Consider the following 14,922-nt stretch of genomic DNA (forward strand, 5'->3'; position numbering starts at 1 on the left):
GGCGAACGCGTTGCGGGCGGGCGTGACGGCCGGCGGTGCCGGTTCCCGCGGCGGGCCCGACCGTCGACGGGCTCCGTGCCCGGCGTGCCGCCCTCGCTGCCGCCCGCTCCTCCTGGCGCCGCGAGCACCACGTGCGGTGGCGCTCGGAGCTGGCGGCGGTCCGCCTCGCCGTCGTCGACGACCTCGCCCGGCGGCTGCGCGCCCTCGGGGTCCGCCACCGCGACCGCCTCGAGGGCGCCGCCCGGGCCGAGCTCGCGGACCTCCCCGGGACCGTCGCGGCCGACGTCGCGGCGGAGGCCGAGGCGGTGGTCGCCGGGCTCGGGGAGCGGCTGCGGGGCCTCGTCGTCGGGACCCTCGGGTCCCTGCTGCCGCCCGAGGAGCTCGCCGCGCTGCGGATCCCGCCACCGCAGGTGCGCCCGGACCTCCCGGTGCCGAGCCCGCGCCGGCCCGACCGGCTGCTGGTCGTGGCCGGCGCCTCCGGCGGGCTCGGGCTCTCCCGGCTGGCCCTGCTGCCGCTGCTCGCGGTGCCGGTCGCGCCGGTCGTCGGGGCCACCCTCGTGCCGGTGTCGGTGGGCATCGGGCTCGGGGCGGCCGGCTGGCTCGCGCGCTCGCGGCGGCGGGCGGCGGAGCGTGCGCACGCCCGCGCCTGGCTGTCCGAGGCGCTGGCCCAGGCGCGCGGGGACCTCGAGCGGGTGCTCGGCGAGGCGCTCATCGCCGCGGACCGGGAGATCACGCTCGCGCTCGACCGCGCATTGGACCGGCGGGCGGCCGAGGTGGACGCCGCGCTGCGCGGGACGGGCGAGCAGGTCCGCCGCGAGGCCGACGTCCGCGCCCGGGAGGCGGCCCGGGCCGAGCACGCCCACCGGGTCGCCGCGCGCGGCGAGGCGGTGCTGGCCCGCCTCGCCCTGGCCCGGGACCGGACGTAGGTCGGTTCGCCGGGAGCGGGTGGGCGGATCCCCGAAACCGCACCCACGGCCGACAGGAGCCGCCTAGCGTCCCGGACGTGCCCGAGTTCGCCGCCCCGGACCTGCCAATGCCGGACCACCCCGACGTCGCCGTCCCCGACCCCGCGCCGCCTGGCCAATCCCTCGCGAGGACCGCGATGTTCACCGACGAACTGGTGCCCGGCGCGCCGGTCCTCGGCGGCCCGACCGTCGACTCCGACGCCGACGGCGTCACCGACACGACGGTCGCCGAGGTCTCCGACGAGCTCGTCCTCGCCACCGACCTCGACCACGACGGCCGGGCGGACGCGGTCACCCGCATCGGCCCGGACGCCGTCGTCACCGCGCGGGCCGGGGAGGCGGAGGAGCAGCTGGAGCCCCCGTGGGACGCGCCGCCGCCCCCGCCGTCGTGGGTGGACCCGCGCACGGGCGCGTGGACCCGCGGGTAGCCCTCGCTCGGCGGCCGGACGCTGTCGGGGCTCTCGGGTACGGTCCGGCCGTGCCGATCGAGAGGGTGCGCGCGGGCCGCCCCGAGGGCGGTCGCACCGGCCCGTCACGCGAGGTCGACGCGGACTTCCTCGCCCTGCCCCTGCGCGAGCTGGCGGCCGCCGCGCTCGAGACTGCGCGCATCGGGGGCGCCGAGCACGCCGACGTCCGGGTGCACCGGATCCGCAGCGCCGCGCTCGAGCTGCGCGACGCCCGCGTGGTGTCCTCCTCCGACACCGACGAGGTCGGGCTCGCCGTCCGGGTGCTCCGCCACGGGGTGTGGGGGTTCGCCGCCCACGTCGACCTCACCGCCGGGAGCGCCGCCGCCACCGCCCGCCGCGCCCTCGACGTCGCCGCCACCCTCGCGCCGGTGGCCCGGGAGTCGGTCAACCTCGCGGCCGAGCCCGTCCATGCCGACGTCACGTGGGTCTCGCCCCACGTCCTCGACCCCTTCGAGGTCGACCCGGGCGAGCGGATCGGCCTGCTCACCGACCGGTCGGCCGCGCTGCTCGCCGCCCCGGGGGTCGACCACGTCGAGGCGACGTGCCTGCAGGTCAAGGAGCAGGTCTTCTACGCCGACCTCGCGGGCACCGTCACCACCCAGCAGCGGGTGCGCGTCGACCCGGGGATCACCATCACCGCGGTCGACCGCGCGGGCGGCGGCTTCGAGTCGCTGCGCTCGGTCGCCCCCCCGGCCGGACGTGGCTGGGAGTACCTCACCGGCACCGGGTGGGACTGGGGAGCCGAGCTCGCCGAGCTCCCGGGCCTGCTCGCCGAGAAGCTCGCGGCGCCCACGGTCACGGCGGGCCCGACCGACCTCGTGATCGACCCGACCAACCTCTGGCTGGTCATCCACGAGTCGATCGGCCACGCCACGGAGTACGACCGCGCGATCGGCTACGAGGCCAACTACGCCGGCACCAGCTTCGCCACGCCCGACCAGCTCGGCACGCTGCGCTACGGCAGCAAGGTCCTGCACGTCACCGGGGACCGCACGGAGCCGCACGGCCTGGCCAGCGTCGCCTACGACGACGACGGCGTCGCCACCGCCGAGACCGGCCCCTTCGACCTGATCCGCGACGGCGTGCTCGTCGGGTACCAGGTCGACCGGTCCTTCGCGCCGCGCCTGGGCCTGCCCCGGTCCAACGGCTGCGCCTACGCCGACTCGGCGGGCCACGTGCCGCTGCAGCGGATGGCCAACGTGTCGCTCTCCCCCGACCGCGCCGCCGACACCAGCACCGCGGAGCTGATCTCGCGGGTGGAGGACGGGATCTACGTGGTCGGGGACCGGTCCTGGTCGATCGACATGCAGCGCTACAACTTCCAGTTCACCGGCCAGCGCTTCTACCGGATCTCCGGCGGCGAGCTCGCCGGACAGGTCCGCGACGTCGCCTACCAGGCCACGACGACCGACTTCTGGGGCGCGCTGGAGGCGGTCGGCGGGCCGTCGACGTGGCGACTCGGCGGCGCCTTCACCTGCGGCAAGGCCCAGCCCGGGCAGGTGGCGCCGGTGAGCCACGGCTGCCCGAGCGCCCTCTTCCGCGGAATCAGCGTGCTCAACACGGCCGAGGAGGCGGGCCGGTGACCACGATGACGACGAGCCCGGGGGCCCTCGTCGAGCGGACCCTGGAGATTGCGCGCCGGGTGCGTCCCGACGCCGGAGCCGCCGTGCTGGTACGCGAGACGTCCGAGGCGGTGCTGCGCTGGGCGAACTCCACGATGACCACCAACGGCGCGACCACCGACCGCACCGTCGGGATCGTCCTGCTCCTCCCGCTCCCCACCGGCGGCACCGGGGCCGGCGTCGTGCGCCTCTCGGCGCCCGACCGGCTGCTGGGCCCGTCCGACGACCACGGCGCCGCCGACGCCGCCCTCACTGCGGCGGTCCGGGAGGCCGTCGTCGCCGCCGAGCGCTCCGGTCCGGCCCGTGACGCCGCCGAGCTCCCATCGCCCGCCGGCCCCGCGGACACCACGTTCGACGCGGGGGCCGGCGAGACCTCGGCGGCGGTGTTCACCACGCTCGCGGCGGCGCTGGGCGGGTCCTTCGGGACCGACCGCTCCGCGGGGTTCGCCGACCACCACGTGATCACCACCTGGCTCGGGACGACGGCCGGGGTCCGGCGGCGCTGGGAGAGCCCGGGCGGCGCGGTGGAGATCAACCTCAAGGACCCGGCCACGGGCTCGTCGGTGTGGAGCGGTCGGAGCTCCCGGGACTTCACCGACGTCGACCTGCCCGGCCTGCTCACCGACCTGCGCGGCCGGTTGGTGTGGGGGCGGCGGCGGGTCGCGGCCGAGCCGGGCCGCTACGAGACGATCCTGCCACCGTCGGCGGTGAGCGACTTCATGATCTACCTGGCCTGGTCGATGGGCGGGCGGCCCGCCCAGGAGGGCCGCAGCGCGCTCTCCCGCGCCGGCGGCACCCGGGTCGGCGAACAGCTCACGACGCTGCCGCTCACCCTCGCCGGGGACCCGGATGCACCCGGCTTCCCCGGCCTGGCCTACGAACCGGTGCTCGCGACGACGAGCTCCGGCGATGAGGTGTCGGTATTCGACAACGGCGCGACGACCCGGCGGGTGGAGTGGCTGCGCGAGGGTCGGGTCGGCGAGCTCGCCTACCCGCGCGCCGCGGCGGCGGAGTTCGCCGACGACGGCGCCCGCTTCGCCCCGCCGTCGGAGAACCTGCTGCTCACCGGCGGGTCGGGCGCGACGCTCGAGGACATGGTCGCGTCCACCGGGCGCGGGCTGCTCCTGACATGCCTCTGGTACATGCGCGAGGTCGACCCCGAGACGATGCTGCTGACCGGGCTGACCCGCGACGGTGTCTACCTCGTCGAGGACGGCGAGGTCACCGCCGAGGTGAACAACTTCCGGTTCAACGAGTCCCCGCTCGACCTCGTGCGCCGCGCCACCGAGGCCGGGGCCACGCAGCGCACGCTGCCGCGCGAGTGGAAGGACTGGTTCACGCTCGCGGCGATGCCGCCGCTGCGAATCCCGGACTTCAACATGTCGTCGGTGTCGCAGGCGAGCTGAGCGGCCCCGGCCCCTCGATCGAACCGTGACCGGGGCGAGGCCGATTCGGCGCCACGGAGCGTGGACCGTCGTCGGTATGGCAGATCTCGGGCGTCCTTCCCTCCACCCCACGGTGGGGCAGCGGGCCGGGGGCCTCGTCCGCGGGGTCCTCGGCGTCCTCGGTGTGCTCGCCCGCCTGGTGATCGGCCTCATCGTCGCCGTGCTCGTCGTGCACATCGTGCTGGTCGTCCTCGGGGCGAACCCCGCGAACGCGGTGGCCCGGGCGATCGCCGGGCTCGCGGACTCGCTGACCCTGGGTCTGGGCGACCTGTTCGTGCTCGCGAACCCGACCGTGCAGGTCGTCGTGTCCTACGGGCTGCCGGCGCTGGTGTGGCTGATCGCCGGCGGGGTGGTCGTGGGACTCCTGCGCCTGCTCACGCGGCCGCGCTCCGGGCTCGCCTGACGCGGCGGTCAGCCGCGCGGCGCCACGACCCGCCTCAGCCCGGGGGGCGTGCCGAGGCCCTCGGTGACCGGCCCTTCGAGCACGTCGCCGTCCGGGGCGAAGCGGGAGCCGTGCAGCGGGCAGTCCCAGCTCGCCGCGGCGTCGTTCCACTCGAGGATGCCGCCGAGGTGCGGGCAGACCGCGCCGACCTCGTGCTCGACGCCGCCGACGCGGCAGCGCCCCACCTTGCCGCGGGCCGTCGTCTCCACCCGGCCCTCGCCCTCGGCGAGCGGGCGGCGCGACGGTAGGTCCGGGCTGGCCCACCCGGTGGCCATGTACCGGACGACCTGGCCGTTGAAGCTCGCCAGCGAGGGCACCGAGTTGAGCCGGGGCACCCGGTCGGCCGCCCACGTCGGCGCCCACGCGTTGTCGCGGTCGAGCACGTGGTCGGCGAGGGCGAGCCCGGCCGCGGTGCCGCCGGTCATGCCCCACTTCGCGAAGCCGGTGGCGACGAGCACCCGCGGCTGCAGCGGCATCGGTCCGACGAACGGCAGCCCGTCCTCGGGCTCGTAGTCCTGGGCGGACCAACGGTGGGTGATCTCCGCGACCGGCCAGCGGGCCGCGGACCACGCCGCGAGCTCGTGCTCCTGGTGCGACATGGGGGCGCTCGTGCCGACGCGGTGGCCGAAGCCGCCGGTGAGCAGGCGCCGCTCGCCGTCGAGGACCGCGGTGCGGATCGAGACCGTCGGGGAGTCCGCGGAGAGGTACATGCCCTCCGGCAGGGTGTCCTCGTCGTGCACCCGGACGGCTTGGGCGTAGGAGCGGGCGGGCTCGACGCGCGCGAAGTAGAGGCCGCGGTCGAGCACGGGCAGGCCGGTGGCGAGGACCACCCGGTCGGCGTGGACGATGCCGCGCGGGGTCCGCAGCCGCGGCGACGCGCCGAGCGAGGCGGACAGCGAGACCCCCAGCACCCGGGTGCCCTCGAAGACCGCGGCGCCGCCGTCGACGAGCTCGCGGGCGAGGTCGTGCAGGTAGGGCACCGGGTCGAACTGCGCCTGGTCGGCGAGGGTGACCGCCTCGGAGACGCCGAAGGGCAGGCCGAGGTCGGTGTCGAGGGTCGCGGGGAGGCCGGCCGCGCGCAGCGCCTCGGCCTCCTCCCGCACCAGCTCGGCGGCCGAGCCCGAACGACCTGCCGTCGAGAAGGTCGCCGCGGGGGCGCGCTCGTAGCCGCAGTCGACGCCCGCGGCCCGCTCGGCGATCCAGTCGAACCCGGCGCGGTGCGCCGCGAAGTACGCCTCGACGGTCTCGCGCGGGTGCTTGCGGGCCAGGGTGGCCGCGCGGGTGCCCTGCAGCATGGAGATCTTCGCGGTGGTGTTGCCCGAAGCGACGGCGCCGAGGTGGCGCGCCTCGAGGACCGCCACCGACAGGCCCGCGCGGTGCAGCGCGACCGCCGTCGTCAGGCCGGTGATCCCGGCGCCGACGACGGCGACGTCGACCCGCAGCTCACCGAGCAGCTCGGGGTGGCTGGCGGCGGACCCGGCGCGGTCCAGCCACGCCGAACGGTGGCGGGCCGGGAGCTGCGGTGTGGTGGCGGGCATGGGCTGGTGGTGCCACCGGGGTGAGCGGGACAAACGACGGCTCTTCCGCAAGGAGCACGCGGGTCCGGCCCACGGGCACCATGGAACCGTGGGACGAGTGGTGATGCGCTACCCCGGCGCGCCCGGGACCGTCACCCAGGCCGCCTGGGAGGCCGAGGTCCCCCGCCGAGGCGACCTCGGCGACGTCGCGACCCTCGTGGGCTCCGGTGGGGTGTGCGTGCTCTCCGGGGCCGGCATCTCCACCGACTCCGGCATCCCGGACTACCGCGGCCCGTCGGGCGCGGCCCGGCGGCACGCCCCGATGACCTACGCCTCCTTCGTCTCCGACCCCGACGCCCGGCACCGCTACTGGGCCCGCAGCCACGTCGGCTGGCCGCAGATCGCGCGGGCCCGGCCCAACGACGCCCACGCCGCCGTGGCCGCGCTGCAGCGCACCGGCCTGGTCACCGACGTCATCACCCAGAACGTCGACGGGCTGCACCAGGCCGCGGGCGCCCGCGACGTCGTCGAGCTCCACGGCGCCCTCGCCCGGGTGGTGTGCCTCGGGTGCGCCGCGACCCACGACCGCACCGAGGTCCAGGAGCGGCTGGCCGCGGTGAACCGGGCCTTCGACACCGACGTGGCCGCGCTGCGCTCGACCCAGGTCAACCCCGACGGCGACGCCGAGCTCCCCGCCGAGGTCGTCGAGCGGTTCACGATGGTCGCGTGCCCGACCTGCGGCGAGGGCCCGCTCAAGCCGGACGTGGTGTTCTTCGGCGAGTCCGTCCCGCGCCCGCGGGTCACCGCGTGCTTCGAGCGGGTCGCGCGAGCCCGCGCGCTGCTCGTGCTCGGCTCCTCCCTCGCGGTGATGTCCGGCCTGCGGTTCGCCCGCGCCGCGCACCGGGCGGGCACGCCCGTAACGATCATCACTGCGGGGCCCAGCCGGGGCGACGACCTGGCCTCCCTGCGGCTCGCGTCTCCCCTGGGTGAGGCCCTTCCGGCGCTGGTCAGCGCGCTCCGGGCCTGAATCGTTCAGCTTGATCGTGGAAGTGGTGCCTTCGACACCGTCGAGCGGTTCCGTCGGCAACATCTGTCGTTAACGTCGGAGTACTCCCGACGGGGCCTCACGGCGTGGTGCAGCAGACCGTCACCCGTGTTCGGTCCGCCGACGCGGCGTGCCCCCGTCACCTGGCGACCGGACGGTCGTCGCTCGGAGACCGGCGAGACGATCGGAGAGTGACACGACGCATGACGGCCGCACCGACCATCCCTGGGCTCGACAACCCGCCGCTGCAGCGCCAGGAGGTCCTGGACTGGGTCACTCAGGTCGCCGAGCTCACCACTCCGGACCGGGTGGTGTGGTGCGACGGCTCGCCGGAGGAGTGGACGCGCCTCACCGATGAGCTGGTGGAGGCCGGGACGTTCACACGTCTCGACCCCGCGAAGAAGCCGAACTCGTTCCACGCCGCGTCCGACCCCGACGACGTCGCCCGCGTCGAGGAGCGCACCTTCATCTGTTCGGTCCGGGAGAAGGACGCGGGGCCCACCAACAACTGGATGGACCCGGCCGAGATGAAGGCCACGATGTCGGAGCTCTACCGGGGCTGCATGCGTGGTCGGACGATGTTCGTCATCCCGTTCTGCATGGGCCCGACGAACGCGGAGCACCCGAAGCTGGGCGTCGAGATCTCCGACAGCGCCTACGTCGTCACCTCGATGCACATCATGACCCGCATGGGCCCCGCGGTGTACGAGCGCCTCGAGGCCGGCGACTCCGAGTGGGTGCCCGCGCTGCACTCGATCGGCGCGCCGCTCGAGCCCGGCCAGGCCGACGTCGCGTGGCCGTGCAACGAGACCAAGTACATCAGCCACTTCCCCGACACCCGGGAGATCTGGAGCTTCGGCTCCGGCTACGGCGGCAACGCCCTGCTGGGCAAGAAGTGCTACTCGCTGCGCATCGCCTCGGTGATGGCGCGCGACGAGGGCTGGCTCGCCGAGCACATGCTGATCCTCAAGCTGATCAGCCCGGAGGACAAGGCGTACTACGTCGCGGCGGCGTTCCCGTCGGCCTGCGGCAAGACCAACCTCGCGATGCTGCAGCCCACCATCCCGGGCTGGCGCGCCGAGACGGTCGGCGACGACATCGCCTGGATGCGGTTCGGTGACGACGGCCGGCTCTACGCGGTGAACCCGGAGTTCGGGTTCTTCGGGGTGGCCCCCGGCACCAACTGGAAGACCAACCCGAACGCGATGCGCACCATCGAGCACGGCAACGCCCTGTTCACCAACGTGGCGCTGACCGACGACGGCGACGTCTGGTGGGAGGGCCTGGAGGGCGACCCCGAGCACCTCACCTCGTGGACCGGGGACGACTGGACGCCCGCCTCGGCCAAGCCGGCCGCGCACCCGAACTCGCGCTACACCGTGCCGATCTCGCAGTGCCCCGTCGTCGCGCCCGAGTGGGACGACCCGCAGGGCGTGCCGATCTCGGCGATCCTCTTCGGCGGCCGCCGCAAGACGACGGTGCCGCTGGTCACCGAGTCCTTCGACTGGCAGCACGGCACCTTCATGGGCGCCACGATGTCCAGCGAGATGACGGCCGCGGCCAAGGGCGGCAAGGGCCAGGTCCGCCGCGACCCGATGGCGATGCTGCCCTTCCTGGGCTACAACGTCGGCGACTACTTCCAGCACTGGGTGAACGTGGGCAAGAGCGCCGACGCCACCCAGCTGCCGAAGATCTTCTACGTCAACTGGTTCCGCCGCGGCGAGGACAACCGCTTCCTGTGGCCCGGGTTCGGCGAGAACAGCCGCGTCCTCAAGTGGATCATCGAGCGGCTCGAGGGCCACGCGGCCGCCACGGAGACGCCGATCGGCCACGTCCCGGCCGCGGACCAGATCGACGTCGAGGGGCTGTCCGAGCCGCTCGAGGACATCGAGGCGTCGCTGCGGTTCGACCGCGACGAGTGGCTCGAGGAGCTCCCGCTGATCGAGGAGTGGTTCGACAAGATCGGCGACGGCCTGCCGACGTCGATGCGTGACGAGCTCGAGGCACTCAAGCAGCGCCTGGGCGCCTGACCGCAGAGCCCCCGGACGGCCCGTCCGTCACCTTCGGAAGGTGACGGACGGGCCGTTCGCGTTCGTCGGCCGTCGATCACTTCACGTCCGTGTGACAGAGGACTAGCATGACGCGGCTCTGCGTGACCGCTCGATGACGAGGAGGTAGGCGATGACGGCGTCAACCCCGCCACCCGGGGAGCCCTCGAGGCCATCGGAGGAGACGTCGCGGGCGCCCGAGGCCGGCCGCGGCGCGGGGTCGCACCCGTCGACCGGCTGGACCGATGTCCGCTTCCGCTGGGTGAACCTCCTGGTGCTCGTCCCGCTGGTCACGATCCTGCCGTTCCTGTTCAACCAGCAGAACCCCACGCTGGGCGGGATGCCGTTCTTCTACTGGTTCCAGCTCGCGATCATCCCCGTCGGTGTCCTCTGCACGCTCGCGGTCCACCTGCTCACCCGCCACACCGATGAGGAGGGCCGGCGATGAGCTCCTCCCAGATCGTCGAGCTCGTCATCTTCGTGGTGCTCTTCGTGGCCGTCGCGGTCATGGGCTTCACGGCCAGCCGGTGGCGCCGCGCCACGGATCTCGAGCACCTCGACGAGTGGGGCCTGGGCGGGCGGAGGTTCGGCTCGTGGGTCACCTGGTTCCTGCTGGGCGGGGACCTCTACACCGCTTACACCTTCGTCGCGGTCCCCGCGCTGCTCTTCTCCTCCGGAGCGCTGGGGTACTTCGCGGTGCCCTATACGATCATCGCGTTCCCGCTGGTCCTGCTGCCGCTGCTGCGCCTGTGGTCGGTCTCGCGCGTGCACGGCTACGTGACCCCGGCCGACTTCGTGCGCGCCCGCTTCGGCTCCCCGCTGCTGGCGCTGCTCATCGCGCTCACCGGGATCGTCGCGACGATGCCCTACATCGCCCTGCAGCTCGCCGGGCTCGAGGCGGTGCTGCGCACGATCGGCCTCAACGGGAGCGGGTTCTGGGGGCACGCGCCCCTGTTCGTGGCCTTCGTCGTGCTCGCGGCCTACACCTACCAGTCGGGCCTGCGCGCACCGGCCCTGATCGCGGTGGTCAAGGACCTGCTGATCTACATCGTCATCATCGTCGCGATCATCTACCTGCCGCTCAAGCTCGGCGGCTGGGGCCCGATCTTCAGCGCGAGCCAGGCGAAGCTCTCCCAGCCGTCGCCCACCACCGGGCAACCGTCGGGCTCGATCCTGCTGACCGCGAACAACCAGCTGCAGTACGCCACGCTCGCGCTCGGCAGCGCGCTGGCGCTGTTCCTCTACCCGCACTCGGTGACCGGCGTGCTCTCCAGCAAGAGCCGCGGCACGATCCGCCGCAACATGGCCGCCCTGCCGGCGTACTCGTTCCTGCTGGCCCTGATCGCGCTGCTCGGCTACGTGGCCATCGCCGCCGGGGTGAAGCCGCTCGTCAACGGCTCCACCGGACGCGCGGACTCCAACACGATCGTCCCGGTCCTGTTCGGCAGCCAGTTCCCGTCCTGGTTCGCGGGCATCGCCTTCGCCGCCATCGGCATCGGCGCGCTCGTGCCCGCGGCGATCATGTCGATCGCCGCGGCGAACCTCTGGACCCGCAACGTCTACAAGGAGTACCTGCGCCCCGGCGCCACCCCACGCGACGAGGCCCGGCAGGCGAAGTACGCCTCGCTGGTGGTCAAGGTCGGCGCCGTGCTGTTCATCGTCGCCGTCGACCCGCAGTTCGCCATCGATCTCCAGCTCATCGGCGGCGTGATCATCCTGATGACGCTGCCGGCGGTGGCGATCGGTCTCTACACCCGCTGGTTCCACCGCTGGGCCCTGGTCGCGGGCTGGGCCGCGGGCATGGCGTGGGGGATGTACCTGCTCTTCCTGATCCCCAATCCGGCCAACGGCAAGCAGCACTTCGGCGGTTCGGCGCTCGCGCTGGACAAGTTGTCGTTCTTCGGCTGGGCGCCGTGGCAGGGGTCCAAGGTGCAGATCTACGTCGGCTTCGTGGCGCTGATCCTCAACCTCGTCGTCGCCGTCGTCGGCACGCTCGTGCTGCGGGCGACCGGGGTCGACGAGGGGAGCGACGCGACCCGCGGCGACGACTACCACGCGACCGAGGTCCCCGAGTCGACCACGCCGGAGACCGTCCCCAGCGTGTGAGCAGGCCACCGGCGCGTCGGGGACCGCGTCGGCTCCGTGGCCACGTCGTCGCGCCGGGGGCCGGGGGTGCCACGGTCCTCGTCCGCGCGGCACCCGCAGCGGGCACCATGGACCGCGTGCTCGACTTCCTGCGCGCAATCGGCGAGAGCGTCGGCGGCTGGCTGTACGTGATCGCGGGCGGGCTCGCCTTCGCCGAGGCGGCGATCATGGTCGGCGTCGTGCTGCCCGGGGAGACGGCGCTGCTCGTGGCGGGGTTCGCGGCCCACGAGGGCGTCATCTCCCTCGTCCCGATGATCGTGGTCGCGATCGTGTGCGCGATCGCGGGTGACTCCGTGGGCTACGAGGTCGGGCGCGCGGTCGGTCCCCGGCTGCAGGGGTCGCGGCTCGGACGCCTCGTCGGCCCCCAGCGCTGGGAGGCGGGCGAGGAGTTCCTCCACCGTCACGGCGGGAAGGCCGTGCTCCTGGGTCGCGGGACCGCGCTGCTCCGCGCGCTGGTCCCCGGCCTCGCCGGTATGGCCCGCATGCCCTACCTGCGCACCTTCCTCCCCTGGAACGCCGTCGGGGGCATCGTCTGGGGCGGCACCTGCGTGGTGCTCGGTTACGTCTTCGCGGCGAGCCTGCACCAGGTCGCGCGCTACCTCGCGTGGGGACCGATCCCGGTCGTCGTCCTGGTCGCCGCGGTGGTCGCCGTCCGCGAGCTGCGGCGTCGGCGCCGCCGCGAGCCGCCCGGGGACCCCGCGCCGGAGCCCACGGAGAACGCCTCGGAGCGTTGAGAAGGGGTCCGGGGTGCCCTCGTCGTCGGGACACGGGTGGCACCCCGCGCTTCGGGGGGTCGTCCCGACGTCGGGCGCCCTACGATCTCCCGCCATGATCGAGCGCCGGATCACGGCTGACGAGCCGTTCCTCCCGGCTTACGGCCACGGCACCCTCGCCGAGGTGTTGCCCTCCACCGCGGCGGCGCTCGACGTCGAGGGGTTCACCGACACCCTCGGCGTCGCCCGCCACCGCGGGGACGTCACCGCGGCGGGGGTGCTGCTCGTCGACGGGCTCGGCGCCGAACTGCTCGCGGCGCACCCGCACGACGCGCCCGCCCTCACCGAGCTCGCCACCTCCCCGCACTCGCGGCGGCTGACCTCGTGCTTCCCCGCCACGACCGCGGTCAGCATCACCTCGCTCGGCACCGGCCTCACCCCGGGCCGGCACGGCATCGAGGGCTACTCGATGGCCGTGCCGCCGCCGGCGGACCCGACCGCCGAGGCCGACGTCGTGCTCAACACGCTGCGCTGGTGCGCCCACGGCGCCGCCGACCCGGTCGACCTGCTCGCCGACCTCCCGCCCGAGCAGGTGCAGCCGCAGCCGACCGTGCTGCAGCGCGCCCTGCACGCGGGGGTCGCGGTCACCCGGGTGGCGCCCGAGGTCCAGCGGCGCTCGGGGCTGACCCGCGCGGCGCTGCGGGGCGGGCGCTTCCTCGGCGTCTCGGCCCTCGGCGACCTCGCCGCGGAACTGCTGCATGGCCTCGCGGTGGAGCACGAGGAGCGCGCGCTCTGCTACGCCTACCACGGCGACCTCGACATGATCGGCCACCAGCACGGGCCCGGCAGCCTGCCGTGGCGGATGCAGCTGCAGATCGTCGACCGGCTCGTCGCCGCGATCGCGGAGTGCCTGCGCCCCGGCGCGGTGCTGCTCGTGGTGGCCGACCACGGCATGGTCGCGACCGACCGGGGCTGGCACGTGGACCTCGACACCACCCCGGCGCTGCTCTCCGGGGTGCGCCGGCTGGCCGGCGAGACCCGCGTCCGGCACGTCCACGCGGCACCGGGCGCGGCCGGCGACGTCCTGGACACCTGGCGCGGCGAGCTCGGGGACCGGGCGTGGGTGCTGGCCCGCGACGAGGCCATCGACGCCGGCTGGTTCGGCCCGACGGTCTCCGACGTGGCCCGCGGACGGATCGGCGAGGTCGTGGCCGCGGCCCGGGGGCAGTGGACGCTGGTCCGGTCGCGCATCGAGCCGCGCGAGACGGCGCTCGTCGGGCACCACGGGTCGCTGACGTCTGCCGAGCAGCTCGTGCCGTTGCTGGTGGCCCGCGGCTGACCGCTCGCTGCGCCGAGGGGACGGATCCGGCCCGGCCGGTCGCATCCGGCCCGGCAGCGCCATACGCTTCCTTCACGACGTCTCGCGGTCCGCCGCGAGGAGGGGGTGTGCATGAGCAGGCACGACCACCGGGTCCCGCCCACGCCGGACGCGGAGGGGCCCTCCCGCCTCGTCCGCGCCCGCTCCGCCATCGCCCACCACCCGCTGCTGCTGGGCGGGCCGCTCATCGCCGTGGCGATCGGGGCCGGCTTCGCCGGCGAGCGCGAGAGCAGCGTCGTCTCGCTCGTCGCCGTGGTCGTCTTCATCGTCGTGCAGCTGTTCACCCTCGCCCACGACGACCGGCTCTGCCTGCGCTGCATCGCCGAGAGCCCGGCCGACCCCGCCCGCGCCGTCCAGAACCGCAAGCCCTGGCTACGGCTGTTCCACTCCGCGACGACGACGGCGGGCGTCGTCGTGCTGGTCGTCGTCGCGGCGATCGGTGTCACGGCGGGCCTGCTCATCCGGCCCGGGTGGGGCGACCTCGTCCTCGTCCTGCCGCTGGCGACGATGGCGCTGACCGTCGTGCACCGCCGCATCGAGCCGTGGTGCCCTTACTGCGGGTGGGGGCGCGACGACGACGACGAGGACGCGCCGGAGCCGACGCCCGACCCCGACGTCGCGGCACCGCTCACGCGCTGAGCGGGTCCGGCCGGTCGACCTACGCTGTCGGGCATGAGCGACGACGCCGGGACGCCGACGGAGGTCGCGGAGCTGGCCGGTCGGCTCTTCGACATGGCCCGTGACGGCGACGCCGCGTCGCTGGCCGCCTACGTCGACGCCGGGGTCCCGGTGAACCTGACGAACGACGCGGGCGACACTCTCGTCATGCTCGCCGCGTACCACGGGCACGCCGACGCCGTCCGTGCCCTCGTCGAGCGCGGGGCCGACGTCAACCGGCTCAACGACCGCGGCCAGTCGCCGGTGGCGGGCGCGGTGTTCAAGGGGGAGGACGACGTGGTGCGGGCGCTCGTCGACGGCGGGGCCGACCCGCGGGCCGGGCACCCCACCGCCGTGGACACGGCCCGGATGTTCGGGCGCGAGGACCTGCTGTCGGTGCTCGACCCCTCCGGGATGTAAATCGCGCGCCGTCCCGGTGGACCCGCGGAATCAGCGTCCACCGGGACGGCGTTGCACT

Annotated in this window: 14 protein-coding genes; 13 read left to right on the plus strand and 1 reads right to left on the minus strand. The window is 74.5% G+C overall.

What is annotated here, in order from left to right; all coding sequences use genetic code 11:
• The first annotated feature begins 35 nt into the window (after positions 1-35).
• The 5 genes from VGH76_RS24095 (at position 36) to VGH76_RS24115 (ending at position 4,902) form a co-directional block, all read left to right on the plus strand.
• Positions 36-926 carry a hypothetical protein gene (locus VGH76_RS24095; RefSeq protein WP_331559284.1) on the plus strand — a complete coding sequence of 297 codons (891 nt, stop codon included), beginning with the start codon at positions 36-38 and terminating at the stop codon, positions 924-926.
• A 77-nt stretch (positions 927-1,003) separates the two neighbouring features.
• Positions 1,004-1,393 (plus strand): DUF6802 family protein, encoded by a 390-nt coding sequence (locus tag VGH76_RS24100; protein WP_331559285.1) that lies wholly within the window; start codon positions 1,004-1,006, stop codon positions 1,391-1,393.
• A 50-nt stretch (positions 1,394-1,443) separates the two neighbouring features.
• Entirely contained in the window at positions 1,444-3,015 is a 1,572-nt protein-coding gene (locus VGH76_RS24105) for a TldD/PmbA family protein (protein ID WP_331559286.1), read from the plus strand.
• 5 nt (positions 3,016-3,020) lie between these two features.
• Positions 3,021-4,460, plus strand: coding sequence for a metallopeptidase TldD-related protein (locus VGH76_RS24110; protein WP_331559319.1), 1,440 nt, complete (start codon positions 3,021-3,023; stop codon positions 4,458-4,460).
• A 76-nt stretch (positions 4,461-4,536) separates the two neighbouring features.
• The gene (locus VGH76_RS24115) at positions 4,537-4,902 is read left to right on the plus strand and encodes a hypothetical protein (protein WP_331559287.1); all 366 of its coding nucleotides are present in this window, start codon (positions 4,537-4,539) and stop codon (positions 4,900-4,902) included.
• Between the two features lie 8 nt (positions 4,903-4,910).
• On the opposite strand, the gene VGH76_RS24120 is transcribed toward VGH76_RS24115, so the two are convergent.
• Positions 4,911-6,479, minus strand: coding sequence for an FAD-dependent oxidoreductase (locus VGH76_RS24120; RefSeq protein WP_331559288.1), 1,569 nt, complete (start codon positions 6,477-6,479; stop codon positions 4,911-4,913).
• Positions 6,480-6,582: 103 nt separating this feature from the next.
• On the opposite strand from VGH76_RS24120, the gene VGH76_RS24125 reads away from it, so the two are divergent.
• The 8 genes from VGH76_RS24125 to VGH76_RS24160 all read left to right on the plus strand — a co-directional run bounded on the left by VGH76_RS24125 (position 6,583) and on the right by VGH76_RS24160 (position 14,864).
• On the plus strand, positions 6,583-7,485 hold the full coding sequence (locus VGH76_RS24125; RefSeq protein ID WP_414637803.1) for an NAD-dependent protein deacetylase: 903 nt from the start codon (positions 6,583-6,585) through the stop codon (positions 7,483-7,485).
• 221 nt (positions 7,486-7,706) lie between these two features.
• Entirely contained in the window at positions 7,707-9,533 is a 1,827-nt protein-coding gene (locus VGH76_RS24130; RefSeq protein ID WP_331559290.1) for a phosphoenolpyruvate carboxykinase (GTP), read from the plus strand.
• 151 nt (positions 9,534-9,684) lie between these two features.
• The gene (locus tag VGH76_RS24135; RefSeq protein ID WP_331559291.1) at positions 9,685-9,999 is read left to right on the plus strand and encodes a DUF3311 domain-containing protein; all 315 of its coding nucleotides are present in this window, start codon (positions 9,685-9,687) and stop codon (positions 9,997-9,999) included.
• Positions 9,996-11,657: a monocarboxylate uptake permease MctP gene (gene mctP, locus VGH76_RS24140; RefSeq protein WP_331559292.1), complete on the plus strand. Its 1,662-nt coding sequence runs from the start codon at positions 9,996-9,998 to the stop codon at positions 11,655-11,657. The genes VGH76_RS24135 and mctP overlap by 4 nt, the downstream gene beginning before the upstream one ends.
• Positions 11,658-11,773: 116 nt before the next feature.
• A complete protein-coding gene (locus VGH76_RS24145; RefSeq protein WP_331559293.1) occupies positions 11,774-12,430 on the plus strand; it encodes a DedA family protein in 657 nt (218 codons plus the stop codon).
• 94 nt (positions 12,431-12,524) lie between these two features.
• The gene (locus VGH76_RS24150; protein ID WP_331559294.1) at positions 12,525-13,748 is read left to right on the plus strand and encodes an alkaline phosphatase family protein; all 1,224 of its coding nucleotides are present in this window, start codon (positions 12,525-12,527) and stop codon (positions 13,746-13,748) included.
• 111 nt (positions 13,749-13,859) lie between these two features.
• A complete protein-coding gene (locus VGH76_RS24155) occupies positions 13,860-14,426 on the plus strand; it encodes a hypothetical protein (RefSeq protein WP_331559295.1) in 567 nt (188 codons plus the stop codon).
• A gap of 33 nt (positions 14,427-14,459) precedes the next feature.
• Positions 14,460-14,864 carry an ankyrin repeat domain-containing protein gene (locus VGH76_RS24160; protein ID WP_331559296.1) on the plus strand — a complete coding sequence of 135 codons (405 nt, stop codon included), beginning with the start codon at positions 14,460-14,462 and terminating at the stop codon, positions 14,862-14,864.
• Positions 14,865-14,922: the final 58 nt, after the last annotated feature.

This window comes from Actinomycetospora sp. (assembly GCF_036497585.1).
Classification (GTDB): domain Bacteria; phylum Actinomycetota; class Actinomycetes; order Mycobacteriales; family Pseudonocardiaceae; genus Actinomycetospora.

Excerpts from the sequence above, each read along its gene's own strand:
- VGH76_RS24155 (WP_331559295.1), top strand. The coding sequence starts at position 13,860 with ATGAGCAGGCACGACCACCGGGTCCCGCCCACGCCGGACGCGGAGGGG.
- VGH76_RS24130 (WP_331559290.1), top strand. The coding sequence starts at position 7,707 with ATGACGGCCGCACCGACCATCCCTGGGCTCGACAACCCGCCGCTGCAG.
- VGH76_RS24110 (WP_331559319.1), top strand. The coding sequence starts at position 3,021 with ATGACGACGAGCCCGGGGGCCCTCGTCGAGCGGACCCTGGAGATTGCG.
- VGH76_RS24135 (WP_331559291.1), top strand. The coding sequence starts at position 9,685 with ATGACGGCGTCAACCCCGCCACCCGGGGAGCCCTCGAGGCCATCGGAG.
- VGH76_RS24120 (WP_331559288.1), bottom strand. The coding sequence starts at position 6,479 with ATGCCCGCCACCACACCGCAGCTCCCGGCCCGCCACCGTTCGGCGTGG.
- VGH76_RS24160 (WP_331559296.1), top strand. The coding sequence starts at position 14,460 with ATGAGCGACGACGCCGGGACGCCGACGGAGGTCGCGGAGCTGGCCGGT.
- VGH76_RS24115 (WP_331559287.1), top strand. The coding sequence starts at position 4,537 with ATGGCAGATCTCGGGCGTCCTTCCCTCCACCCCACGGTGGGGCAGCGG.
- mctP (WP_331559292.1), top strand. The coding sequence starts at position 9,996 with ATGAGCTCCTCCCAGATCGTCGAGCTCGTCATCTTCGTGGTGCTCTTC.
- VGH76_RS24125 (WP_414637803.1), top strand. The coding sequence starts at position 6,583 with ATGCGCTACCCCGGCGCGCCCGGGACCGTCACCCAGGCCGCCTGGGAG.
- VGH76_RS24150 (WP_331559294.1), top strand. The coding sequence starts at position 12,525 with ATGATCGAGCGCCGGATCACGGCTGACGAGCCGTTCCTCCCGGCTTAC.